22 protein-coding genes and 1 other RNA gene are annotated in these 23,576 nt (G+C 39.9%); 14 read left to right on the plus strand and 9 right to left on the minus strand.

The genetic code is table 11. The features are described 5' to 3' along the window. Positions 1 to 56: 56 nt before the first annotated feature. Genes QQK05_RS04810 through pspF form a run of 6 tightly spaced genes read right to left on the minus strand, consistent with a single transcriptional unit; the run spans position 57 to position 6,475 of the window. On the minus strand, positions 57 to 848 hold the full coding sequence (locus tag QQK05_RS04810) for an ATP-binding cassette domain-containing protein (protein WP_284296332.1): 792 nt from the start codon (positions 846 to 848) through the stop codon (positions 57 to 59). Then, the gene (locus QQK05_RS04815) at positions 845 to 1,834 is read right to left on the minus strand and encodes a peptide ABC transporter ATP-binding protein (protein WP_284296334.1); all 990 of its coding nucleotides are present in this window, start codon (positions 1,832 to 1,834) and stop codon (positions 845 to 847) included. Before QQK05_RS04815 ends, QQK05_RS04810 begins: the two co-directional genes overlap by 4 nt. Next, on the minus strand, positions 1,834 to 2,727 hold the full coding sequence (locus QQK05_RS04820; protein WP_284296336.1) for an ABC transporter permease subunit: 894 nt from the start codon (positions 2,725 to 2,727) through the stop codon (positions 1,834 to 1,836). Before QQK05_RS04820 ends, QQK05_RS04815 begins: the two co-directional genes overlap by 1 nt. Next, positions 2,717 to 3,745, minus strand: coding sequence for an ABC transporter permease (locus tag QQK05_RS04825; RefSeq protein ID WP_284296337.1), 1,029 nt, complete (start codon positions 3,743 to 3,745; stop codon positions 2,717 to 2,719). Before QQK05_RS04825 ends, QQK05_RS04820 begins: the two co-directional genes overlap by 11 nt. Then, the gene (locus QQK05_RS04830; protein WP_284296338.1) at positions 3,745 to 5,391 is read right to left on the minus strand and encodes an ABC transporter substrate-binding protein; all 1,647 of its coding nucleotides are present in this window, start codon (positions 5,389 to 5,391) and stop codon (positions 3,745 to 3,747) included. Before QQK05_RS04830 ends, QQK05_RS04825 begins: the two co-directional genes overlap by 1 nt. Then, positions 5,378 to 6,475 (minus strand): phage shock protein operon transcriptional activator, encoded by a 1,098-nt coding sequence (pspF, locus tag QQK05_RS04835; protein ID WP_284296339.1) that lies wholly within the window; start codon positions 6,473 to 6,475, stop codon positions 5,378 to 5,380. The genes QQK05_RS04830 and pspF overlap by 14 nt, the downstream gene beginning before the upstream one ends. Positions 6,476 to 6,670: 195 nt before the next feature. Here pspF and pspA point away from each other — a divergent pair, with 195 nt between their 5' ends. The 12 genes from pspA (at position 6,671) to ffs (ending at position 17,153) form a co-directional block, all read left to right on the plus strand. Further along, complete coding sequence (gene pspA / locus QQK05_RS04840; RefSeq protein ID WP_284296340.1) at positions 6,671 to 7,339, plus strand: phage shock protein PspA; 669 nt, start codon at positions 6,671 to 6,673, stop codon at positions 7,337 to 7,339. 25 nt (positions 7,340 to 7,364) lie between these two features. Continuing rightward, positions 7,365 to 7,598 (plus strand): envelope stress response membrane protein PspB, encoded by a 234-nt coding sequence (gene pspB, locus QQK05_RS04845; protein ID WP_284296341.1) that lies wholly within the window; start codon positions 7,365 to 7,367, stop codon positions 7,596 to 7,598. Then, positions 7,588 to 8,034 carry an envelope stress response membrane protein PspC gene (gene pspC / locus QQK05_RS04850; RefSeq protein WP_284296342.1) on the plus strand — a complete coding sequence of 149 codons (447 nt, stop codon included), beginning with the start codon at positions 7,588 to 7,590 and terminating at the stop codon, positions 8,032 to 8,034. Before pspB ends, pspC begins: the two co-directional genes overlap by 11 nt. Before the next feature lie 237 nt (positions 8,035 to 8,271). Beyond that, positions 8,272 to 9,720, plus strand: a complete 1,449-nt coding sequence (locus QQK05_RS04855) for a YcjX family GTP-binding protein (protein ID WP_284296343.1) — start codon at positions 8,272 to 8,274, stop codon at positions 9,718 to 9,720. After that, positions 9,717 to 10,754 (plus strand): YcjF family protein, encoded by a 1,038-nt coding sequence (locus tag QQK05_RS04860; RefSeq protein ID WP_284296344.1) that lies wholly within the window; start codon positions 9,717 to 9,719, stop codon positions 10,752 to 10,754. The genes QQK05_RS04855 and QQK05_RS04860 overlap by 4 nt, the downstream gene beginning before the upstream one ends. Positions 10,755 to 10,938: 184 nt before the next feature. Then, positions 10,939 to 11,751 carry a phenylalanine 4-monooxygenase gene (phhA, locus tag QQK05_RS04865; RefSeq protein WP_284296345.1) on the plus strand — a complete coding sequence of 271 codons (813 nt, stop codon included), beginning with the start codon at positions 10,939 to 10,941 and terminating at the stop codon, positions 11,749 to 11,751. A gap of 9 nt (positions 11,752 to 11,760) precedes the next feature. After that, positions 11,761 to 12,099 carry a 4a-hydroxytetrahydrobiopterin dehydratase gene (locus tag QQK05_RS04870; RefSeq protein ID WP_284296346.1) on the plus strand — a complete coding sequence of 113 codons (339 nt, stop codon included), beginning with the start codon at positions 11,761 to 11,763 and terminating at the stop codon, positions 12,097 to 12,099. Between the two features lie 110 nt (positions 12,100 to 12,209). Next, a complete protein-coding gene (gene tyrR, locus QQK05_RS04875) occupies positions 12,210 to 13,763 on the plus strand; it encodes a transcriptional regulator TyrR (RefSeq protein ID WP_284296347.1) in 1,554 nt (517 codons plus the stop codon). A 169-nt stretch (positions 13,764 to 13,932) separates the two neighbouring features. Next, positions 13,933 to 14,925: a fumarylacetoacetate hydrolase family protein gene (locus QQK05_RS04880; RefSeq protein ID WP_284296348.1), complete on the plus strand. Its 993-nt coding sequence runs from the start codon at positions 13,933 to 13,935 to the stop codon at positions 14,923 to 14,925. After that, on the plus strand, positions 14,925 to 15,563 hold the full coding sequence (gene maiA, locus QQK05_RS04885) for a maleylacetoacetate isomerase (protein WP_284296349.1): 639 nt from the start codon (positions 14,925 to 14,927) through the stop codon (positions 15,561 to 15,563). The genes QQK05_RS04880 and maiA overlap by 1 nt, the downstream gene beginning before the upstream one ends. A gap of 483 nt (positions 15,564 to 16,046) precedes the next feature. Beyond that, positions 16,047 to 16,934 carry a DUF3014 domain-containing protein gene (locus QQK05_RS04890; protein ID WP_284296350.1) on the plus strand — a complete coding sequence of 296 codons (888 nt, stop codon included), beginning with the start codon at positions 16,047 to 16,049 and terminating at the stop codon, positions 16,932 to 16,934. A gap of 121 nt (positions 16,935 to 17,055) precedes the next feature. Continuing rightward, positions 17,056 to 17,153, plus strand: an RNA gene (gene ffs / locus QQK05_RS04895) — signal recognition particle sRNA small type. A gap of 37 nt (positions 17,154 to 17,190) precedes the next feature. Here ffs and QQK05_RS04900 read toward each other — a convergent pair. Next, the gene (locus QQK05_RS04900; RefSeq protein WP_284296351.1) at positions 17,191 to 17,466 is read right to left on the minus strand and encodes a late competence development ComFB family protein; all 276 of its coding nucleotides are present in this window, start codon (positions 17,464 to 17,466) and stop codon (positions 17,191 to 17,193) included. A 169-nt stretch (positions 17,467 to 17,635) separates the two neighbouring features. Here QQK05_RS04900 and QQK05_RS04905 point away from each other — a divergent pair, with 169 nt between their 5' ends. Next, positions 17,636 to 18,721 (plus strand): tryptophan 2,3-dioxygenase family protein, encoded by a 1,086-nt coding sequence (locus QQK05_RS04905; protein WP_284296352.1) that lies wholly within the window; start codon positions 17,636 to 17,638, stop codon positions 18,719 to 18,721. Here the strand turns inward: QQK05_RS04905 and QQK05_RS04910 are convergent. Together QQK05_RS04910 and QQK05_RS04915 are read right to left on the minus strand one after the other, a co-directional pair. Beyond that, on the minus strand, positions 18,711 to 19,301 hold the full coding sequence (locus tag QQK05_RS04910) for a primosomal replication protein (protein WP_284296353.1): 591 nt from the start codon (positions 19,299 to 19,301) through the stop codon (positions 18,711 to 18,713). The two genes, QQK05_RS04905 and QQK05_RS04910, sit on opposite strands and share 11 nt — an antisense overlap. 5 nt (positions 19,302 to 19,306) lie before the next feature. Further along, the gene (locus tag QQK05_RS04915) at positions 19,307 to 20,068 is read right to left on the minus strand and encodes a TSUP family transporter (protein ID WP_284296354.1); all 762 of its coding nucleotides are present in this window, start codon (positions 20,066 to 20,068) and stop codon (positions 19,307 to 19,309) included. A gap of 522 nt (positions 20,069 to 20,590) precedes the next feature. On the opposite strand from QQK05_RS04915, the gene QQK05_RS04920 reads away from it, so the two are divergent. Beyond that, complete coding sequence (locus tag QQK05_RS04920; protein ID WP_284296355.1) at positions 20,591 to 23,455, plus strand: TonB-dependent receptor domain-containing protein; 2,865 nt, start codon at positions 20,591 to 20,593, stop codon at positions 23,453 to 23,455. Positions 23,456 to 23,576: the final 121 nt, after the last annotated feature.

Below are 23,576 nucleotides of genomic sequence, written 5' to 3' on the forward strand. Positions count from 1 at the left end.
GTATTGATTGGATAAAAAAGCTCAACAATGTGTTGAGCTTTTTTGTTTTCATCTTATCAGGTCGTTGGATGGCCTAGCTTCAAGTGTTGGCTCATCATCAACATTTTTGTGTATTTGTCTTTGGGGTTGTTGAACACTTGTTGTGTTGGCCCTTGCTCTACAACTTTTCCATCTTTTAGCACGATTAAATGATCGCTGGCATGCCTTACAATACCTAAGTTTTGCGATATCAGTACAAAGGCTAGTCCCATTTGTTGTTGAAGATCTAGTAATAGATTCAACATTTGTGAGCGCAGTGAAGGGTCCAGTGCTGCCAACGCCTCATCTAAAATGAGCACTTTAGGCTGAAGAATTATTGCTCTTGCTAGCGAGATGCGTTGCTTTTGTCCACCAGAAAACATATGAGGATAAAAGTGTAGATGTTCAGGGAGCATACCGACTTTTTTTAACGTCTCACGCATTAATTCCATGCGCTCCAAATCATTTAACTGTGTATTTAATTTAAGTGGCTCATCTAATATTTGCTGTATCGTTAAACTTGGGTTAAGTGTTGTCCCTGAATCTTGAAATATCATCCTTACTTTCTGGCATCGTTGACTAAAATCGCCAGTGTGCAGCGTTTCTCCACCTAATTCTATCTTGCCAGTTGTAGGGTCTTCAGCGCCAACGAGTAATTTTGCAAGTGTAGACTTTCCGGAACCAACTTCACCGACTATCGCAAGCGTTTGGTTGGCGTCTATGTTGAATGTTATAGGATCAAGCGCAGTAAAAGTTTTCTTGTTTAACCAGTAGCCCGGTAACTTAAACGTTTTACTTAAATCGGTGACCTTAAGTAAGCAACTCATCATGAACTCTCTTTAAGGTTAAAATGACAACTGACTACGTGGCCATGATAGTTTTTTGCTTTAGGTGCGGTAACACATTTCCTTTGCGCTTTAGGGCATCTCGGTCCTAACCTGCACCCGATAGGTAAATGTTGTAGTACAGGAATACTGCCAGGCAAGGCTTTTAATCGTGATTTTGGCGGCAATTCCATATTGGCGGCAGGACTGCTGTCTACTAGTGCTCTGGTATACGGATGCAAAGGGGTCTTAAATATTTGTTTGGTCGTACCGGCTTCAACAAACTGGCCGCTATACATCACAGTAATTGTGTTTGTCCAATGTGTCACGTTTTCTAAATCATGACTAATTAACAATATAGACATGCTTTTTAATTGATTAAGGCTCGCCAGCAGACGAAAAATCTGTCCTTGATTGCGGCTCTCCATTGCAGCAGTTGGCTCATCGGCAATCAATAAAATAGGCTTTTTAGCTAACGCTATCGCAATCATTACACGTTGGCAAAGTGCCTCAGTAAGTTCATGAGGGTAACTCGAGGTACAGATCTCGTGGTGTTTAATCCCCACTTTGTGAAGCAATATAATGGCTTCTGCTTTCCTAGCTTTACGACGCTGCCAAAAACCACCTTCAAGTGATGATGGATCGATTGCTTCTTCAACTTGTTCGCCAATCGTTGTTGTTGGATCCAAGCTAGACATAGGTTCCTGAAAAATCATGGCGACATCTTTAGCGATTATTGCCTTTCGTTCATCAGGGGCTAAGTTCATTAGATCTTTGCCACGCCAATGAAAACGGTCGGCAGACACCGTCCACTTATCATCTAATACGCCCATTATCGCTTGAGCAAGTAGTGACTTTCCTGAGCCCGATTCGCCAACTAGGCCTCTAACTTCACCTTCTTTCATTGCTAGTGAAACGCGATCAACGGCAAGAATATCCGTGTCATTGGATCTTAATGAGATTGATAGATTTCTAATATCAAATAAGTTCATTACTTTTCTTTAACCTCTTTAATTGCGTGTCGAATGCCTTCACCTACGAGGTTAGTTATCAGTACTGCTATGAAAATGGCCATTCCTGGAAAATAAATGGTCCATGGTGCAATGTAAAACAAGTCGATACCATCTGACAGCATAGCGCCCCATTCAGGCATTGGGATAGGTGCACCTAATCCAAGGAACCCGAGCGCAGCAATATCTATGATTGCAGCAGACTGTGCGAATGTTGCTTGGGTAACAATTTTTTCTAGGATATTCGGAAAAATAGAATACGTAAGTATTCTAAAATTATTTGCACCATCTAACTTAGATGCCAAGACATAGTCTTTCTTATATTCTTCTTTTATTGCGTTACGGGTAACGTGAACAAACTGTGGAATGAGCACCATAACAATTGCCCAAAGGGTATTCTCAATACCTGGGCCAAGTAATGCGACGATGATGATGGCGAGCAAAAGAGATGGAATCGACAAAACTACATCAAGGATATGGTTTAATACACTCGACTTAACGCCTTTGGTTAAGGCTGAAAAAGACCCAATAACGACGCCAATAACTAATGAAAGGACGACGACAACGAAACTGAGACCAAAGGTGAGCGATGCACCATGCAGCAGTCTAGATAAAATATCTCGGCCTAATTGATCGGTTCCTAAAAGGAAACTAACATCGCCATTTTTGTCCCAAGAAGGAGGCATTAATAGACTGTCAATGTGACTTTCAGTCGGCGAATAGGGAGCCAACAATGGAGAGAAAATAGCAATCAAGACAAGTATTAAAAAACTGACAAAAGCGACGTTTACGATAGATTGCTTTCGAAACTCTAGCCAAAACTGAACAACGGGTGATGGAAACTCTTCTTCTTGGTAAATCTTATCACGAGCCATGCTTTTTACCTCGTGCTAGTGGGTTTAACGCTGCATATAAAAAGTCGATAAAAATATGCACAACGAAGATGAAACTTGAAAGAATAAGCAGCCCTACCTGAATCGCCGTATAATCACGCTGATAGATGCTTTCTATCAACCATCTGCCAATCCCCGGCCAACTGAATATAACCTCGGTAATCATCGCTATAGTAATTAAGTTGGCAAATTGAAGACCTATATGTCTCACAATCATGATAAGTGCATTTCGAATAGCATGTGAATAAACAACTTGGCTAAAGCTCAAGCCCTTTGCTTTCGCCGCTCGAATATAAGGTGTCTCAAGTACTTCTAACATTGCTGTTCTAGCTAACCTGATAAACATTGTTGCTGGTGCGAGCGCGATAACGGCTGCAGGTAATATTAAATGACTAGTCGCATCCGAAAAGGCTTGCCACTTATAGGCGCTGTCACTTAGTAATATATCGATAATTAAAATGCCATATTGGCTTTCTATTTCATATACAGGGCTGAGTTGACCTGCCGTCGGGAACCAACCTAACTCGATTGATAAGAATTGTATGGCCATTAAGCCGACCCAGAATACAGGCAAGGAGTAACCAACCATGGCTATCGATAGGATAACGTTGTCCGTATTCTTACGGTGTCTAATTGCACCGATAAACCCAAGTGGAATACCGATAATCATCGCAATAAACAATGCGACTAGACTCAGTTCTATCGTTGCCGGAATCAGACTAATGATAGTGTCTGCAAGTGGTAATCCCGTTACCATGGATACGCCATAGTCACCACTGAATATTTTTCCAACGTAAGTAAAATATTGAGAAACAATACCACTGTCTTTGCCGTAACTAGCAGCCAGTTCTTCAAGACGCTCTTGATTTGCCGTAACTTCACCACTTATATTGATAAGCGAATCGCCTGGGAACATAAATGACAAGCTAAACGACAAAACAGTCAACAGAAAAATGGTAAAAACAAATAGGTTTAATCGACGAAGGGTAAAAATCAGCATTATTTGTCACCCGAATCGTTTTTATGCACTCGGCTCAGGTTAATACCACCAAACGAATCTAGACTTTTGCCGGTAATATAATTTGCTTTTGCTTGATATCGCTTTGAGTGAGCGATAGGCAATAATGGAATTTCTTCTTTAACTATCGCCATTGCTTGTCTGTAGAATGCTTTGCGCTGCACTGGGTTTGTCGTCAATAATGCGTCACTTAAGATATCGTCAAAATCTTGGTTACACCAAAATGCTCGGTTAGATCCTGTTTCTGCAGAAGCACAACTTAATAATGGTGAGAAGAAGTTATCTGGATCTGGGTGATCAGCAGACCAACCAAGTAACACGCTTTGATGTTCACCTCTGGATAACTTACGTAAAAAAGTAACCCACTCATAGCTGACAATATTGACGCGAATGCCAATCTGCTGTAAATCAGATTGAATTAACTTAGCCATGGTTAATGCATCGGGGTTATATGCCCTTTGAACAGGCATAGCCCATACATCAATAGTTAAACCTTCAGTATACCCCGCTTCAATTAATAGTGCTCTCGCCAGGTCAGGATTATAATGATGTTCGGTTAATGATGTGTCATAAGCCCAAGATGTTTGTGGCAATACGGATTTTGCTTGCTCTGCACGCCCGAAGTATACAGCGTCAATAATAGCTTTCTTGTTAACTGCATGAGCGACGGCTTTTCTTACAAGTTTGTTGTCAAAAGGAGGTTTTGCTGTATTAAATCCTAAATATGCTACATTTAGTGAAGTTACAGACTCTAGAGTGACATCTGGAAATTCTTCAATTTTCTTGTGTGCAATTGGGTACGCAACGATATCACACTCGCCTGCCAATAACTTCGCCAAACGACCAGAGTTGTTGGTTGTTATGTCAAACACAACCTGCTTAGCATCATTAGTTTTTTGCCAATAATCCTCATGCTTATAGTAGCGAATAATTGAACCTGTACGATACTCCTGAAACTTATAAGGACCGGTGCCGATAGGCAATTGATCTATTAGCTTTTCGTCACCTGTTTTGCTCAATTGGTCGGCATATTCTTTTGATAGAATGACAGCATAGGTTGACGCCATATGTGCGAGAAATGAAGCATCTTGATAATTTAAACTGATACGTACCGTATGCTCATTTATTTTTTCTATTTTGTTTACTAAACCAGCAAAGTTAACGTTTTGAAAGTATGGAAAAGTGCCTGCCGCGGCTTGGTAATATATATTGTTAGGATCGAGAATACGATTAAAGCTAAATAAAACGTCATCGGCATTTAAGTTACGGGTAGGTGTAAAATAACCCGTTTGGTGGAATTTAATATCTTTACGTAAGTAAAAGGTAACCTTTTTCCCGTCACGAGTGACGTGCCAAGATTTAGCAATTGAAGGAATTATTGAATTATCATCACTATTAAAAGCAATGAGTCGGTTATATAGCTGGTTCGCAACTGCATCTACTGTTGTACCTGAAGTTACTGTCTGAGGGTTGAAGCTTTCAGGGCTCCCTTCAGAGCAATAAATGATACTTTTTTCACGCAACGATTCGTCTTCGTCGTTATTACAACCAGACAGTAAAAGTGTCGTAGCGGCGATAGCCCCAGTTAAACAATATTGAAACTTGAATAACGCTCTAATCTTCTTCATTCATATTACCATCGAGTAAGTTGTATTTTTTCAAATACCCTCGAAGTTGATGATAAGTTAACTCAAGTGCTTCTGCTGTTTTTTTCTGATTAAATTGATTAGCAGCCAACGCTGAGTTAATCAACTGAATTTCATGCTCTTGAGATAGTTTTTTCAATGATACTGGAAACTTATAATCTTGTGGAGCACTTTGTGTAACTTGGGTAACCGGTGCCTCTGGTTGAGTGGTCGGTTGAACGTTTTGTGCCGACTCCTGCGATTGGCTAACTCGGTCATGCGTTTTCACCCGAGAAGTTGGGCGATAAGGCGATTCAAACGGATCAATCACTAACTCATGTACTGGCAAATGAGGATTGTTACAACGGTAAACACTGCGTTCAACAACATTTTTTAATTCACGAATATTACCTGGCCAGTCGTATTCAAGCATCATTTTGCGTGCTTTTTCAGTAAAACCGCTAAATAATTCAAATTCCAGTTCTCGTGCCATATTGATTGCAAAATGTTCGGCTAATACCATAATGTCGTCTGGACGCTCTCTTAGCGGAGGTAGCGTGATTACATCAAAAGCGAGCCTATCGAGTAAATCAGCACGAAACTCACCTTTGTCCGCTAAAGTCGGTAAATCTTCGTTAGTCGCAGCAATTAATCGACAATCTGTTTTCAAGGTTCTTGAACCGCCAACGCGTTCAAATTCGCCGTATTCAACAACGCGTAACAACTTTTCTTGGATGAGACCTGATGTGTTAGCAATTTCATCAAGAAATAACGTTCCAAGATGAGCGCGTTCAAATCGACCTTCATGTCGTTTGTTGGCACCAGTAAAAGCGCCACTCTCGTAACCGAACAGCTCACTTTCTAGTAAATTTTCATTTAATGCAGCACAATTGAGCTTTAAATAGTTTTGCTCCCAACGTTTAGATAGGTAGTGTAAACGGGCTGCAATAAGCTCTTTACCAGTCCCTCGTTCCCCAATGATTAATACAGGTTTGCTCAACGGAGCAATTTGAGAAATTTGCTCTAATACTTCGAGAAAACTATTTGATTGACCAATTAAATTATCTTGTTGTTGAAAACGTGCCATCCTAGAACCTAATTATTGGTTTTTTTAACTAACAGTTAGTCTATTTGATTAATCAGATATAATGAAGAGTTTTTTAAAATAAAGTTAAAATTCTTTTAAAACAGTAATTTAGGGTTGGTTTTTAATGTTGGCGCAGAATCTGTATGTAAGTTGGCAAGCGTAAAATTAACAGATTGAAAAGTAGAGGAAGTCATTATGGGTATTTTTTCACGTTTTACTGACATCATTAATGCTAATATCAATAACTTATTAGATAAAGCAGAAGATCCGGCGAAAATGGTGCGTCTTATTATCCAAGAAATGGAAGACACACTTGTAGAAGTAAGATCTTCATCAGCAAAAACACTTGCTGACAAAAAAGACTTACAACGTCAAATTACAAGATTCCAGCGCGATGCCGAGCAATGGCAAGAAAAAGCTGAGTTAGCGTTAAGCAAAGAAAGAGACGATTTAGCACGTGCAGCGCTAGTTGAAAAGAACAAGTGTAATGAAGCTGCGCAAGCGATGAGTGAAGAGCTAGAACATGTTGATGAGCACATGGCGAAATTGCAAGATGAAATCACACAATTGCAAGAGAAATTAGCTGATGCAAAAGCTCGTCAAAAAGCAATTATTATGCGAGAAAAGACTGCTAGTTCACGCTTGAAAGTGAAAAGCAAGATCGACAGCGATAAAGTGAATGATGCATTAAGCCGATTTGATCGCTATGAGCGCAAAATTGATGATATTGAAGCACAAGTTGAATCTTATGATCTAGGTGCCAAGTCATTAGCTGATGAAATTGCGGATTTAGAGTCAGCCGAACAAGTTGACGATGAATTAGCAGAATTAAAAGCTAAAATGAAAAAGTCTGACAAGTCTTAATTAACACTTACATAAGGAGAACAACATGGAAGAGATCATCATGGCCCCGGTTATCATCTTTATGGTTATAGTGGCACCAATTTGGTTGATACTACATTACCGAAGCAAACGTCAGATGAGCCAGGGATTAAGCGAGGAAGAATATCAGCAGTTACAAGATTTATCTGAAATGGCTGATAGTATGGCAGAACGCATCCATACGCTAGAAGCGATATTAGATGCTGAAACCCCTGAATGGAGAAACAAACATGGCAAGTAAACGCAAAGGTGAACTATTTCGTGACCCTAAAAACGGTAAGATAGCTGGTGTTTGTGCAGGGATTGCAGATTACTTTGGCTGGGAAACTTGGTTAGTGCGTATCTTTGCAGTTTCAGGAGTCTTATTAGGTGCAGGTTGGATTATTCTTATTTACATTGCTGGTTGGTTTATTTTAGATAAGAAGCCGGCTCAGCTTGTAAATAAATTTGAAACAAACAATGCGGCAAATGCAAATACAGTTGAGCAGCCTACAGATGACATTTTAGATGAGTCAATTAAAGTGAAAACTCGTATTTGGCAAGCAGGTGAACCACCAAGACAAGCGTTTTACGATATTCGTAAGAAGTATAGAAAGCTTGAAGGACAGCTGAGAACCATTGAAGAGTATGTTACTTCACCACAATTTACAGTAAGCCGAGAAATCAATAAGCTGTAATTAAAAAAAGCTATAAAAGAAAGCGACTTAGGTCGCTTTCTTTTTTTCTAACCGGGCCTTACCTACTATCTTCGAGGCCAAAAACTAGCTAGTATTGGAGGCATAATTCATTCAGGATTGTTAAGGGTAAATCGAACTTGTGTTTTATTTTCAGCTTCACCAATGAGTCAGAAAGGTGGTAGGTTGATTAGTCAGAAAATCATGTTTGATAACGATTAACAGATCCTAGTTTTGCAAATGAAATTTGAAGTAATGAATAAAGCATCGATAGAAAAAAATTTGTTAAAGCTCAAAGGAAAAGCAGATGAGCTATTGCATCGTTCATTTGACCAACAAGTGAATGTTGCCGTGACCGGTTTAAGTCGTTCAGGTAAAACAGCGTTTATCACCTCTTTGGTTAATCAACTTATTAGTGAGAACCATCAATCTGAGCTTGCATTCTTTAGCCCAATCGCGCAACAAAGGTTTATTGCAGCCAAGCGTGTACCTCAACAGCATAATTTAGTGCCTCGATTTACTTATGACGAAGGAATCGATAGTTTGAGTCATACACCACCGTCTTGGCCTGAGCCAACGAAAACGATTAGTGAGTTGAGACTTGCCGTTCGCTATCAACCCAATAACTCTTTGTTAAAACTAGCGACAGATGTCGTTACCATGTATATCGACTTTACTGATTATCCAGGAGAGTGGTTATTAGATCTGCCGATGTTGAATCAGACTTATGAAGAATGGTCTGAACAAACGATGAGTTTGTTAACAAAAGAGCCTCGATTGTCCGCTGCTAGTGGGTTTATTGATGAAGTAAATGCGCTTGATCCATTTGCTCCTATGGACGAACAAAAACTAGCTGAATTAGCAACTCAGTACACAGACTTGTTACATACCTTTAGAAATGAGCTGGGCTTATCAGTTATCCAGCCTGGCCGATTTATTCTTCCTGGCGATTTAGCCGGTGCGCCTATACTTCAATTCTTTCCTTTTACTCGATTTGACGCAATTGATAAAAATGATTATCAAAATGCCGATAATGAGACAGTCATTGGCACGCTTCGAGCTCGCTTTACTGAATACAAAGCAAATGTCGTGAAAAAGTTTTATAAAAAATATTTTGTAAATTTTGATCGTCAAATTGTCTTGTGTGACAGCTTAACTGCATTAAATCATGGCAAAGCAAGTTTTGATGACTTGCAACTAGCGATTTCAATGATTTTGGAGAGTTTTGATTATGGGAAATCGAGCTTGCTGAAGCGGCTGTTCTCTCCAAAAATAGATAAACTATTATTTGCTGCCACCAAGGCAGATCACGTAACACCAGATCAACACGGTAATCTCGTTAAATTGCTCAATAAGATGGTCTATAAAAAGCGACATGAGTTGCATTATCAGTCGGTAGACGTGAAAACGCTAGCGCTCGCGTCCGTGCGGACAACGGCCGTAGGTAAAAGTAAATACCAAAACAAGGATATTAATGTCCTCAAAGGTAAACGTGCTGACGACGATAAAGTCATTACTGTTTTTCCCGGTAGTGTGCCAAGTGAAATACCTAACCAAGAACATTGGCAAAATAATCAATACAATTTTATTGAGTTTGCCCCATATACGCCGTTACAAGAACATCAAGCTTTACCGCATATCCGAATGGACCAAGCACTTGAGTTTTTGTTAGGAGACAAAATGCGATGAATACTGAAAAAGAGCAGTTTCAACAACAAATACTTTTCGACGAGCAGAGTGTCGAGGCTGGTACTGATAATTTGCCTGAGTCAACGCCTAAAGCTGACACAGTATTTTTTGACAACAACGACTGGCAGGCCACAGAGCAAGATCTTCAAGAAATTGAGCAACAGATTGAGAAAAGAAGCGAAACCAGCTGGGGGATGCGAATTGGTCTCTCGGTGCTTATGTTAATTGTTGGTATCGAGGCTTTTGAATTTTTTAGTACGGGGTTTATTGATTCGCCAATTATCACTGGACTTTATGCCATTTTATTTGGCGTGATTACAGCCACAGTTGGCACTTCGTTTATAAAAGAGTTGACGGGTCTATCTCAGCTCAAGAAACAATTGAAAGTGCAACAGAAAGTAGTTGATATTAATCAAGGCTATCTGGAAGGACAGGCAGTAGATGTTTGTAAAAAGATCGCATCAAAACTCCCTTGTGATATAGCATTGCCATCAGAAGATGCATGGTTAAGCAAGGAGTATAAACACTTATCTGATGCAGAAATCATTCAGTTGTTTAACAAACAGGTGATGAGCGCCGTTGATCAAAAAGCGATGAATGAAATAGCAAAACACTCTAGTGAAACAATGATGATGGTTGCTATTAGTCCTATTGCTTTTATTGATATGTTGATCGTTTTTTGGCGCAACGTGTCCATGGTTGATCGTGTTGCAGGTCTTTATGGAATCAAACTTGGTTATTGGAGTCGTATCAAGTTAATTAGGGAAGTGTTGAAAAACATGATTTTTGCAGGTGCGACAGAGATTATTGCTGATGTGGGGGCTGAGATGATTGGCGCTGACTTACTCAGTAAACTGTCTGGTCGAGCTGCACAAGGTCTTGCGTCTGGCATGTTAACGGCAAGACTTGGTATTCGGACGGTTCACTTGTGTCGCCCATTACCATTTAATCAAGATACGCCAAGCATTAATTCAGTTCGTCAGATCCTTGTCAGTAATTTAAAACAGCTTGTTTTGAATAAAGATAAGTCGTGATAGTTGCCTGTTGTAAAAGTCGGTTGTATTAAATAATTTACAATAATTTTATCTGATTAAAATTTAACCTAGACTATAAGGGTGATCTTATTTGGAGCCTTAGCATAAGATTAAGGGAACTAAAGTGGAACACCACACAAGTTATTAGCTACGAGCTAATACAATAATTATACAAGGTTACAACATGTCAAAGGCGACTAAATATGTTTCTAAAGCTGCCGACGAAAATGGTTTTATCCATTGGACAGATGAAGAAAACAGTATTTGGCAGGCATTAATTAAACGTCAGCTTCCATTAATGGAAGGGCGTGCCTGTGATGAGTTTATTCTCGGATTAGAAAAGTTAAATTTACCGTTAGATCGAGTACCTCAGTTAGCAGAAGTAAACGAAGTGTTACTCGCTACTACAGGTTGGCGATGTGAGCAGGTTCCTGCGTTAATTGGGTTTGAAAAGTTCTTCCAGCTGTTGTCTGAAAAGAAATTCCCGGTTGCGACATTTATCCGCAGTAAAGAAGAATTTGATTACTTACAAGAACCTGACATTTTCCATGAGTTGTTTGGTCATTGCGCAATGCTTACTAATCCTGCATTTGCAAAGTTTACTCAAGCATATGGAGAAATAGGACTAGCAGCGAGCAAAGAAGATAGAGTTTTCCTTGCTCGTCTATATTGGTTTACTGTCGAGTTTGGTTTAATGAAAACTAACGACGGCTTGCGCATATACGGTGGCGGTATTTTATCTTCACCAGGTGAAACAAAGTATGCGTTAGAAGAGGGTACAGCTGAACGTCGCTTCTTAACCAATGAGGAACAGGTTGTTGATGTATTACGTACACCATATCGCATCGATATTATGCAACCAATTTACTTCATGATAGAAAAAATGAGTGATTTAGATGCAATACGCAATCTAGATCTGATGGCGTTAGTAGAACAGGCCAAAGCGTTGGGTTTACATAAACCTAAATTTCCACCAAAAGAAAAAATCGCAAGTTAAGGAAATAGAATGACTTCAACTTTATCGACCCAGCAATGTGAAGCATGTCACGTAGATGCTCCTAAAGTAACAGACGAAGAACTCTCACAATTTATGTCACAATTACCTGACTGGGTACCAGAGGTACGTGATGGTGTAATGATGTTAGAACGCGTTTATAAATTTAAAAACTACAAACTAGCGTGGGCATTTGCTAATAAAGTATCTGAACTTGCAGAAGAAGAGTTTCATCACCCAGCAATTTTGCTTGAGTGGGGCAAGGTTACCGTAACTTGGTGGACTCATGCGATTCGTGGTTTACACAAAAATGACTTTATTTGTGCTGCGAAAACGGACTCACTTTTATAGTTTTGTGAAACTTGAAATGTAATTTTACAAAGCCTCCTTCAAAGGGGGCTTTTTTATTGCGTACAAAATAGTTTACAATAGTGTTTTTGATTGTCTGGGTCTTAAAATAAATGCGCTTAAAAATAACTTGTGAAGATAGATTAGGCATTGCACAGCAAGTGCTTGGAGTCTTTGTCGAACACAATATTAATATAAAAGGGATTGATACTGCGACTGTCGCGGGTCCCATTTTTGTTCACATACCTGATTTAGAATTTTCCGAATTGCAAAGCTTTATGCCTCAACTTCGCTTGATCGAAGGCGTTGTGGATGTTCAAACAACACCTTTTATGCCCTCTGAGTTAGAGCGTAATGAATTGTCTACCCTGGTGAAAACATTCCCGGACCCTTTCATTTCAATTGATGCGCGAGGCAGCATAAGAATTTTAAATGATGTTGCAAAAAATCTACTTAATGCCAAAGAGCAAACAGTGATCGGTGAGGGCGTTGGCCAATTTGTCAAAGGATTTAACTTCGCAAAATGGCTTGAGAGTGATGAAGTTTTAGCGCAAACAAGACGTTTGAAGTTAAGTGACGAAGACTTCGTTGCAGATATATTGCCGATACATGTAGATGACAGTGAAGGAAATTCAGTACTTGCGGGCGCTGTTTTGATTTTAAAGTCGGAAGCACGACTTGGGCAGCAAATGAATGCATTTAAGCAATCAACGGAAAATAGCTTTACCGGTATCCAAGCGACGAGCGGCAGCATGAGAAAAGTTGTACGTGAAGCAAAGCGTATGGCGGTATTGGATTCTACAATGTTGATCAGTGGCGAAACGGGTACAGGTAAAGAGCTATTGGCACGTTCATGTCATCAAGCTAGTGAGCGTAGCGACCATCCTTTCATGACACTTAATTGTGCTGCATTACCAGACGAAGCAGCAGAAACTGAGTTATTTGGTATTGGAGCGTCATCGACGGAACAGGCCAAGAAGGGATTATTTGAGCAAGCTAATGGCGGAACGCTTTTCCTTGATGAAGTTGGAGAAATGTCGGCCAAGCTACAAACGAAGTTACTGCGTGTTATCCAAGATGGCAGCTTTCGTCGAGTAGATGATGAAACTGAAATTAAGGTTGACGTGCGCATCATTAGTTCAACCAATAAAGATCTGCTTAACATGGTCTCTTGTGGCGAGTTTCGTGAAGATTTGTACTATCGAATTAATGTCCTTGGTCTCAATGTACCGTCGTTGAGAGAGCGAAGAAGCGATATTATCCCGCTGGCGGAACATTTCATCGCAAAGGCAAGTTATAACATTGGTCGCTTAAACGTTCGATTGTCTGATGATTGTCGAGAGTTTATTGAACACTATCCATGGCCGGGCAATGTTCGTCAGCTGGAAAATGTATTGATTCGTGCGGTATCTTTAATGGAAGGTGAGCTCGTACAAACGCAATACCTTGAATTACCAGCGTACACGAGAGAATACGGTTACCTCGAGCAGGAGTTTGAGGGAACGCTCGATGGTGCGGTGAAGAATTTTGAAGCCGATTTATTGAGAAAACTTTACCCTGCGTACCCAAGCACACGCCAGTTAGCCAAGAAACTTGGGTTAAGTCATACCGCGATTGCAAACAAGTTACGTGAATATGGCATCAACAAAAAGACGGTGAAAATTTAGCATTATTCCTCGTATTTTCCTCGTCCTTGTATGGGTGTAAAGAATTAATAACACAATTTCTGTGCTTTACACCCAAACGAATCTCTTCGCTGTACTAGTATTTGTTTTAATAAGTCGTAGAATCAGCTTCAACTATTCTCATAAATAAAAAGAATTATTAGGACAGAGCATGAAATTAGCCTCGTTAAAAAATAATACCCGTGATGGTCAATTAGTCGTTGTTAGTAAAGATTTAACAAAAGCTGTTGCTGTACCTGAAATCGCTGCAACGATGCAGGTAGCGATTGATGATTGGGAAAACATTTCTCCTAAGTTAGATACTGTTTATCAAGCATTAAACGCTGGTGATGTTGAAGGTCAGATGAACTTTGAACAGGCATCGTGTGAGTCGCCTTTACCAAGAGCATATCAATGGGCCGACGGTAGTGCTTACGTGAACCACGTTGAATTGGTTCGCAAAGCACGTAATGCTGAAATGCCAGAAACGTTTTGGACGGATCCGTTAATGTATCAAGGTGGTTCTGACTCTTTTATTGGCCCAAGAGATAATATCGAAGTTATTTCTGAAGATTACGGAATTGACTTTGAATCAGAAGTTGCAGTGATTACATCTGATGTGCCAATGGGGGCAACACCTGAGCAAGCACAAGAACACATTAAATTATTGATGCTTGTTAACGATGTATCGTTACGTAACTTAATTCCTGGTGAGTTAGCAAAAGGCTTCGGTTTTTTCTGTAGTAAGCCATCAAGCGCCTTCTCACCGGTTGCCGTGACACCGGACGAATTAGGTAAATCATGGGACGGTAAGAAGTTGCACCTACCATTAACTACACATCTTAATGACGAGTTATTTGGTGAGCCAAACTGTGGCGTTGATATGACATTTGATTTCCCAACAATCGTTGCTCACGCCGCAAAAACTCGCCCGTTAGGTGCTGGCTGTGTTGTTGGTTCTGGGACAATTTCTAACTATGACCGTTCAGCTGGTTCTAGTTGTTTAGCAGAAAAACGTATGCTTGAAATCATCGCTGATGGCAAGCCGTCAACTTCATTCATGAAGTTTGGCGACCGTGTTCGAATTGAAATGTTTAACGACAGTGGTGATTCTATCTTTGGTTCAATTGACCAAGTGGTTGTAGAGTATCCTGGAGCTAAATAATGAAGCTTTATGGCTATTGGCGATCATCAGCGGCATATCGCGTTAGAATTGCACTGAATTTGTTAGGCCTTGACTGTGAGCTACTATCTGTTCATTTAGTTAAAAATGGTGGTGAGCAGCACTTAGAGGAATACAAGCAGAAAAATCCGCATGAATTAGTGCCTTGTCTTATTGACGGAGATGTCTGTTTAAATCAGTCGTTAGCAATTATTGACTACTTGTCAGCGAAAGCGACAAATGTCTCATTGTTACCGGCTGATCTTGTGAAACAGTCTCTAGTCAAAGCGTTTTCTTATGACGTAGCTTGTGAAATTCACCCATTGAACAATCTGCGAGTACAGCAATATTTAGTGAATGAATTAAAGGTATCTGATGAACATAAAATGCAATGGGTTCATGACTGGATGCATACAGGTTTCGCTGCATTAGAAGTAAAGCTTCAATCGCATGCCGGTAAATACTGTTTTGGTGATGAAGTTACATTGGCAGATTTGTGTTTAATTCCTCAAGTCTACAATGCATTGCGCTTTAATGTAGACATGGCTAAATACCCATTGATAATGGCAATATACGAGCAATGTAATACGCATCCTGCCTTTATCGAAGCACAACCTGAGAATCAGGCCGACGCTCAATAGTGACAACCGAGTACGGAAAAATGCCAGCTTTAGCTGGCATTTTTATTTTTCATTGATAAAAAATAATCTGAACTATTTCACAATCAACTAATCTTTTACATAGTAATAACTAAGAATAATTCGTTGTATTAATAAAAATGTAAAACAATATGTGTTCCATTGAATATCATTATGTTAATCAATATATTGTTATACAAAGTGAATAATGATTTGTGCTCTGAGCGAGAACAAAAAAGCATGAACCCAAGGTACTGAGTGAAAAGAATGGTTATTGCCTCGTTGAATGTAGCTATTCAACATAAAAAACGACTAAACTCATACTTTGAGGGTATGTCAAAGACAAGGTAAGGCGGCTGATTTAACCAATGTAGAGATAACTATATTGTTACAAATCTTACGTACTCTCTCCTTTGACATAGCGCTAAGATAGCTAAAGCATTATTTCAATGGGTATTAATAATTCATCCTTTAGTGGTAGGACAAATGAGCGAAACAACAAATACTGAAAACTCAACTCCTTGGCTTGTGATCTCTGTGATTTTAGTAGTGATCATTGCTGGTGTTGGGTATTGGTTATTATCGCAAGAAGAGCAACCAGAAACCGCGACAGTTATTGAGCAACCTGTCGTTGAACCTGAAGTAGAGGTAGTACAGCCTGAGCCAGTAGAAAAGGTCTCACCCGAAGCGTTGCCAGAAATGCCTGATATTATGGATGTGCCTGAAACAGAACTAGAGCCAGTTGAAGAACAAAGCCCTTTACCTCGACTTGATGAAAGTGATGAATACTTAAAGTCTGCATTGCCTGAATTAACTTGGCGCAAGGAATTACTCAAACTCGTTATTACAGATGATTTAATTCGTCGACTTGTTGTGTTTACCGATAATTTTGCACAAGGAACGCTAGCCTATGAACACACGCCATTTGTAGAGCCTAATGTTAGTTTTTCTGCGAAAGAACAACTCAATGAAAATGGTATATCTACGGGGAAGTGGCAGTGGGACGACAGCACAGCGCGTCGTTTTACACTTTACATTGATTTGCTACGCTCAATCGATAGCGAGTCGTTTGCTGAATTATACCTTGAAATGAAACCGTTGATTAATCAAGCATACAGTGAGTTAGGCTATCCTGATCAGGATTTTACGGATGTTCTGCAAGAAGCTATTGTTCGTGTGTTAGATATGGAATTGCCCGAACAAGAAATGACACTCGTTCGCCCAAGTGTAATGTATGAATTTGAGAATGAGACGTTGGAGTCGTTGCCTGAGTCAGATAAGTTACTCTTGAGAATAGGGCGTGAGAACCTATTAGTACTCAAGTCTGTGTTATTAGAGTTTAGTGACAAGATCGCTAAAGCTGAAGCGCAATAGAATTTCGGATATAGGTTTGGTTAAATAATCATCGAACAAACGTTTGATACAAACTATTACTTGCAACACTCATTGGGATTAGTAATAATCCCTCGCGCCTTACGGCACATTATGGTGACCCTTTTGGTTCCCTCGCAATGATACTCTGTGAACTCGGCCAGGTCCGGAAGGAAGCAACCGCAGCAGACGACTCATGTGCCGAGGTGTTAGCTGAGAGGGTCGCCACCCAATCCCTCTCAATATTTAAGCCAGTCAACTAGCTTTCAACACCTTTACCTTGTGAATGCATAAATTCAAGCGCTTTTTTGATAGCGATATCTACTTTGTTTTCCATTTCAAATCGATCTGATGCAGGTAAATAGAAAGCCATATCTACTTCATGGCGAATATAACGTGCTGGTAATTGATTTAACACGACACATGTTAGATCCGCGATAAAATCTTGATCATATTTTTCTTCAACTTTAAGTTGAGAAAATTGCTGAATCACTAATTTTTCATAGTAGTTATGGATATCATCAGAAATCTTCATTCTTATTCCTTATGCTTAATACGCTAACGTCTTGCCAAGTATAGCTTATATTTTCAAACACTTGGCAAGCAATTATTGGTGTTTATTTTAGAATAATCGCAAATTTAGTTAGCATCACCAATAAAAAGTAAGCTATAACTGATGCGGGGAAATTATAACGAAAATAAAAATGAATAAACCTATTGAACCGTGTTATTACGGAGACTACTTAAAACTCGAACAATTTTTGGATGCGCAAAAACCTGTCAGTGGGAAATATGGGGAAGAAGCACATGATGAAACGCTTTTTATCATCGTGCATCAGGCTTATGAATTGTGGTTTAAGCAAATCCTTCATGAGCTGTATTCAGTTATCCATTTATTTAAACAAGAGTCTGTTTCAGAACGTGATTTATCGACGGTGGTTCACCGTTTGAAACGCGTGGTCAAAATACAACATTTAATCAATGACCAAATCGATATAATTGAAACCATGACACCACAAGATTTTTTAGATTTTAGGAATTATCTTGTGCCTGCTTCAGGGTTCCAAAGTATTCAATTTAAAGTATTGGAAATAAGCCTTGGGTTGAAGTCAAAGCAGCGTATTGATTTTGATAAACAGTCTTTTTACAACCGATTAACCGATGAACACCGCAAATTTTTAGAAGAGTTAGAGGGACAGGATAGCTTATTTGAAGTCGTTGAAAAATGGCTAGAGCGCCTGCCTTTTTTAAATTTTGGAAAATTTAATTTTTGGCAACAATATCAAAAAGCGACTAACGAGATGCTTGATCAAGAAAAGCACATTATTGAAAATAATACCTTGTTGTCAGAAATAGAAGTGAGGCACCAACTTAAAGAACATGCTAATACGCGGCTAAACTTTGAGGCCCTATTGGACGAAAAAGAATATCAAAAGGCAATAGAAGCAGGACGCGTAAGATTAAGTCAAAAAGCGACCCTCTCTGCGCTATTTATTTCCATGTATCGTGAAGAGCCTTTGATGAACTTACCCTTTCAATTTATCACGCTATTGACTGAAGTCGACGAAGCACTAACGCTTTGGCGTTATAAGCATATGATGATGGTCCAGCGAATGTTGGGAACGAAAATTGGTACGGGGGGCTCGTCGGGTCATGACTATTTAAAAAGGACAACAGAGAGTAATAGGATCTTTACTGATTTCTATAATTTAGCAACCTTTCTGCTGCCTAAACAAGCGATGCCAGAACTTCCTGAATCAATAAAAAAGGCACTCGGTTTTAGCTATTAGGCTTTTCGATAAGCTCTATTTGCCGTTCCACTTGAGATATTGCCTTTCTGCATCTGCCTAAACGCTGGTGCAAGGCTAATATCTCTTCACTCAGCTTATTATTATCGTTGCTTGCCAGCATGCGTTCGTCAATCATCGCTTTTAAGCGTCTCTCAAACTCGTGATATTCAGCAAGTGTTTGATACAGCTGATGTGAACTGACCATTACTTTCTTTGCCGCTTTTTTCGCAAAATGCTGACGGCGGGCATCAACCTTGATACGTGCTTCATGGTGTATCTCGCTATTAGCGCCTAATGCGGTCGATAGCGCATTAATCTGATGTTCAATTGTCTCTAATATATCGTTAGCTAATCCTTTGCTACCGTGCTCTATCATTACGGCTACAGCATTGAGTTTAGATTCTGTTTCAAGCACGTAAGGTACGTACTTGTTGCTATAAGTTGAAAATAAATCTGCTGAGAATAAGCGACGCTCACTAACGTATTTATGTGCAGCAGTATTATCATTAATTTTGTCTAACCGTATCGCTTTTGCTTTCAAATCATCAATGATTGGCTTTAATCGGTCTGCTAGGGTCATTTGAGTTACCAGGCCTTGTAGGCTAAATATATAGACATAATAATGACCACAGTCAGAAAGATTGGTTTGATAAATTTACTTCCATATTTTATTGCTGAATGTGCGCCAACCCATGAACCTAGCATGATGAACAAGCCCATGGTGATCCCAACGACAAAGTCAACTTGCGCTAAGTAAATGAAGGTGATTAACGAGCAAAAATTACTAACAAAATTAGTTGAACGGGCTAAGCCACTACTAAGCAGAATATTTAGCTTATATAAAGCTGTGCTTGATACTGTCCAAAATGCACCTGTTCCAGGGCCCGCTACACCATCGTAAAACCCGAGCGTTAATCCCTGTAACGTTTGCTTTTTATGTAGTGCTTTATCTTTTCTAGGTAAGTTACCCTCAGAACTAATCATCTGCTTACTGAATAATGTATAAATAGCAATGAGAAAAACGATCAAGGGTAGGAGTTTTTCAAGCCATTGCGTATTGATAAAGCTAACGACGATAGTACCAATAACCGCGCCAATTGCCGTAAACATTATTGATCGCCACCAAAAAATTGGGTCGAAAAGTCGTTTCCGATAAAACGTGATTGACGCAGTTAATGAGCCAAAAGAAGCCGCTAGTTTATTGGTTCCCAGAGCAACATGCGGTGGAAGGCCTGTTGCCAATAATGTTGGGATAGTAAGAAGCCCGCCACCTCCTGCGATAGCGTCAATGAATCCAGCAATAAATCCCACTGCGGACAATAACCCGAGTAGTTCAATATCAATCATACAAGGCAGGTGAATATTAATGTGGCGATACTTTACCACAATGCTAGCTTAATGAAATTAAATAAAATTATAAAAAATTCATCGATTAAAATTAAATTTACGTCACATTTTCTTTACAAAATAACATATGTAAACCACATGTTAATAGGTGTTTATGTGACTATAACTACGATGGTTTACGTAGGTTGGGTCGTGATGTTAGTTGTTGTTTTTATTGGTTATTTATGGCTGGTTTGGACACTTGATTTAGAGGGAGTTAAAGCCAAGTAAATGTCAGTTAAATATGACAACTTATTCATTTTGTTTGTTTTTTATTCTGTAATAGGCCAGAACGGGCGAATTATCCATCGAATTATTGTAAAAATTATTAAGTAAACGTAAAGATCTTGGTTGACCAATCGATTCAAATGCGTTTACTATCCTATGCGACAGATCAGGTCTTACTGACCGATATAAGAAAAAAGACAACATAGTCTTGAATTTAAAACACTAGTATCACGGAAGTGATCCAGGGAGTACATAATGTATCAAAGTAATAAGCTTAGTAGAGCTGTAAAGCTTGCTATTGCGGCTGGTGCAACAGCTACAGCAATGGCAGCACCAACTTACGCATTTGCAGATGAAGCAAACGCTGAAGAAAGCGTAGAGCGTATTCAAGTTACAGGTTCTCGTATCAAGCGCCAAGAACTTACAGCTGTAACACCTATTATCGAAGTTGACGCACAAGAATTCGCAATTTCTGGTAACTTAAATGTTGAGCAAAAGCTTGCTGAATTACCTTCAACGCTTCCAGCGTTTGGTCCTAGCTCAAACAACCCAGGTGACGGTACTGCAACAGTTAACTTACGTGGTTTAGGTACTGCACGTACGTTAGTTATGGTAAACGGTCGTCGTTGGGTTCCTGCTGGTCAAGACGGTGTTGTTGACTTAAACACTATCCCAGCTTCATTAATTGAAAACGTTGAAATCATCACTGGTGGTGCATCTGCGGTATACGGCTCAGACGCATTAGGTGGTGTTGTTAACTTCACAATGAAAGACGATTTCGAAGGCGTTGAATTTTCAACTCTTTACGACGTAACTGATCACAACGACGCTGAAAAGTTCAACCTAGATATGACAATGGGTGGCAACTTCGCAGATGACCGTGGTAACGCTGTACTTTACTTAGGTTACTCAAAGCGTGAAGCTTTATACCAAGGCGACCGTTCTTTCTCTAACGTTGCGTTAACTGAAAGTGGCAACGAATTAGTTCCAGGTGGTTCTTCTGGTGTTCCAGGTACACGTATTTTCGCTGGTAACGTAATCAAAGACGACGGTACTGTTGTAGGTACATTCGGTCCTAACGGTGACGGTCAAGCATGGGTTGAGCCTTCAAGCCGTTTCAACTACGCACCTGATAACTTCTTACAGTTACCTCAAGAGCGTTACTCTGCAAGTGCTTTCTCTCACTTCTACATCAACGATGAGCACCGTATTTACTCAGAAGTTTCTTTCATCCGTAACTACGTTCCTCAAGAATTAGCACCAACTCCAGCATTTACAACTGTTGAAGTTAACCCTAACTCTGCGTTCTTCGATGCAGCAACTCAACAAGCATTCTTAAACGCTACTGTTACAAACAACAACGGTACGCCAGATGATGATTCTGATGACTTCGAAGAGTCTGCATTAAACGCAAACGGCAACTACGATGTATTCATCGGTCGTCGTATGGTAGAGAATGGTTCACGTCAATCTTTAGATACTCGTGACGCATTCCGCATCATGGTTGGTATCGACGGTTACATCAATGACGACTGGTCATACGATGTTTACTACAGCCGCGCGATGTTAGACCAAACTAACTTATTAAACAATGACGTTGCTGCTTCACGTTTCCGTCAAGCTGTTTTAACTAACGACGCAGGTACAGAGTGTCAAGATACTTCAGGTGGTTGTGTACCAATCAATATCTGGGGTGCTGGTAACATTTCTCAAGAAGCGATCGACTTCGTTAACGTTGGTGCTGCTAACGTAACAAGCATCACTCAAGAAGTATTCATGGCTAACGTTGCTGGTACAACGACATGGCAATTACCAAGTGCAGACGAAGCTGTTGGCTTAGTATTTGGTTACGAGAAGCGTCAAGACGAATCTTCTTTCCGTCCAGACGAGTTCTTAGCTGGTGGTGACGTATTAGGTTTCAACGCTGGTGAAGCAACTGTAGGTCAATACTCTTCAGACGAGATCTTCATGGAAATTAACGTTCCATTAGTATCTGGTGCTGAGTGGGCTGAAGACTTAACATTCTGGGGTGCTGCACGTTTCGCAGATTACTCTAACATCGGTAACGTTGAATCATTCGCAACAGCATTAAACTGGACTCCGTCAGACATGATCTCTGCACGTATTGGTTTCCAACAAGCTGTTCGTGCTCCAAACGTATCTGAGTTATTCCAAGGTTCTGCAAACGGCTTCCCAGGTGCGGTGGATCCGTGTTCTGCAGGCGGTTTCGAAGCTGGTGTAACTGACGTAGCACTTTGTGAAGCAACTGGTGTTCCAGCTGGTTTAGTAGGTGTATTCGAGCAAGCTAACTCACAAATCGAAGGTTCTTTCGGTGGTAATGAGAACTTATCTGAAGAGTCTTCAGACACGTTCACAGTGGGTGTTGTTGTTCAACCAATGGAAGGCTTAGACTTCACTATCGATTACTTCTCAATCGAAATTGAAGATGCAATCGCTTCTTACGGTGTTAACAACACATTAGACGTATGTTACAACATCGCTAAAGACATCAATGACGAAACTTGTCAAAACATCCAACGTCGTGCAGACGGTAACGTTTCTTTAGTTAAGTCATTAAACGCTAACATTGGTTTAATCGAAACAGCTGGTGTTGACTTCAACATCACTTACAACACTGATTTCGACAACGGTTCTAGCTTAAACATCCAGTTCCGTTCAACTTGGTTAGACAAGTTCAACACTACACCAATCGCTGCGATTCCAGAAAACGTTAACGAGTGTGCTGGTTACTTCGGTAACACATGTGGTACACCACGTGCTGAGTTCCAATCTAATACTCGTATTAACTGGACTAAAGACGACTTAACATTATCTGCATTAATCCGTCACATTGGTTCAACTGAAGATGACCAAATCATGACTGGTGCTCAAACAGCTGCTGATTTAGTTGTTCCTGAGTTAGACACTAAGTTCTACTTAGACGTATCTGCAAGCTACAACGTTTCAGATGCATTCAAAGTAACTGGTGGTGTTAAGAACATCTTAGATGAAGAACCACAAGCGTTAGGTGATTCACAACAGCAAGCTAACACTTTCCCTGAGTTATACGATGCAATCGGTCCACGTTTATTCGTGAGCGCGACTTACACGTTTAACTAATAGAAAGTTAAATAGTTATCGAAATGGCCAACATTAGTTGGCCATTTTTTTTGCCAAATATTTGATATTTATCATGTCGAAATAGTCTCGAAAGTGTTATTTTAAATCTGATAATTTGTTT

The organism is Thalassotalea loyana, assembly GCF_030161435.1.
In the GTDB taxonomy this organism is placed as follows: Bacteria; Pseudomonadota; Gammaproteobacteria; order Enterobacterales; family Alteromonadaceae; genus Thalassotalea_G; species Thalassotalea_G loyana.

Bases quoted from the DNA above. Each gene is read 5' to 3' on its own strand.
- phhA (WP_284296345.1), top strand. From the start codon at position 10,939: ATGTCAAAGGCGACTAAATATGTTTCTAAAGCTGCCGACGAAAATGGT.
- QQK05_RS04915 (WP_284296354.1), bottom strand. From the start codon at position 20,068: ATGATTGATATTGAACTACTCGGGTTATTGTCCGCAGTGGGATTTATT.
- pspB (WP_284296341.1), top strand. From the start codon at position 7,365: ATGGAAGAGATCATCATGGCCCCGGTTATCATCTTTATGGTTATAGTG.
- pspF (WP_284296339.1), bottom strand. From the start codon at position 6,475: ATGGCACGTTTTCAACAACAAGATAATTTAATTGGTCAATCAAATAGT.
- QQK05_RS04810 (WP_284296332.1), bottom strand. From the start codon at position 848: ATGATGAGTTGCTTACTTAAGGTCACCGATTTAAGTAAAACGTTTAAG.
- QQK05_RS04820 (WP_284296336.1), bottom strand. From the start codon at position 2,727: ATGGCTCGTGATAAGATTTACCAAGAAGAAGAGTTTCCATCACCCGTT.
- maiA (WP_284296349.1), top strand. From the start codon at position 14,925: ATGAAGCTTTATGGCTATTGGCGATCATCAGCGGCATATCGCGTTAGA.
- QQK05_RS04910 (WP_284296353.1), bottom strand. From the start codon at position 19,301: ATGACCCTAGCAGACCGATTAAAGCCAATCATTGATGATTTGAAAGCA.
- pspA (WP_284296340.1), top strand. From the start codon at position 6,671: ATGGGTATTTTTTCACGTTTTACTGACATCATTAATGCTAATATCAAT.
- QQK05_RS04860 (WP_284296344.1), top strand. From the start codon at position 9,717: ATGAATACTGAAAAAGAGCAGTTTCAACAACAAATACTTTTCGACGAG.
- QQK05_RS04905 (WP_284296352.1), top strand. From the start codon at position 17,636: ATGAATAAACCTATTGAACCGTGTTATTACGGAGACTACTTAAAACTC.
- tyrR (WP_284296347.1), top strand. From the start codon at position 12,210: ATGCGCTTAAAAATAACTTGTGAAGATAGATTAGGCATTGCACAGCAA.
- QQK05_RS04920 (WP_284296355.1), top strand. From the start codon at position 20,591: ATGTATCAAAGTAATAAGCTTAGTAGAGCTGTAAAGCTTGCTATTGCG.
- QQK05_RS04855 (WP_284296343.1), top strand. From the start codon at position 8,272: ATGAAATTTGAAGTAATGAATAAAGCATCGATAGAAAAAAATTTGTTA.
- QQK05_RS04900 (WP_284296351.1), bottom strand. From the start codon at position 17,466: ATGAAGATTTCTGATGATATCCATAACTACTATGAAAAATTAGTGATT.
- QQK05_RS04830 (WP_284296338.1), bottom strand. From the start codon at position 5,391: ATGAAGAAGATTAGAGCGTTATTCAAGTTTCAATATTGTTTAACTGGG.
- QQK05_RS04815 (WP_284296334.1), bottom strand. From the start codon at position 1,834: ATGAACTTATTTGATATTAGAAATCTATCAATCTCATTAAGATCCAAT.
- QQK05_RS04825 (WP_284296337.1), bottom strand. From the start codon at position 3,745: ATGCTGATTTTTACCCTTCGTCGATTAAACCTATTTGTTTTTACCATT.
- QQK05_RS04870 (WP_284296346.1), top strand. From the start codon at position 11,761: ATGACTTCAACTTTATCGACCCAGCAATGTGAAGCATGTCACGTAGAT.
- pspC (WP_284296342.1), top strand. From the start codon at position 7,588: ATGGCAAGTAAACGCAAAGGTGAACTATTTCGTGACCCTAAAAACGGT.
- QQK05_RS04890 (WP_284296350.1), top strand. From the start codon at position 16,047: ATGAGCGAAACAACAAATACTGAAAACTCAACTCCTTGGCTTGTGATC.
- QQK05_RS04880 (WP_284296348.1), top strand. From the start codon at position 13,933: ATGAAATTAGCCTCGTTAAAAAATAATACCCGTGATGGTCAATTAGTC.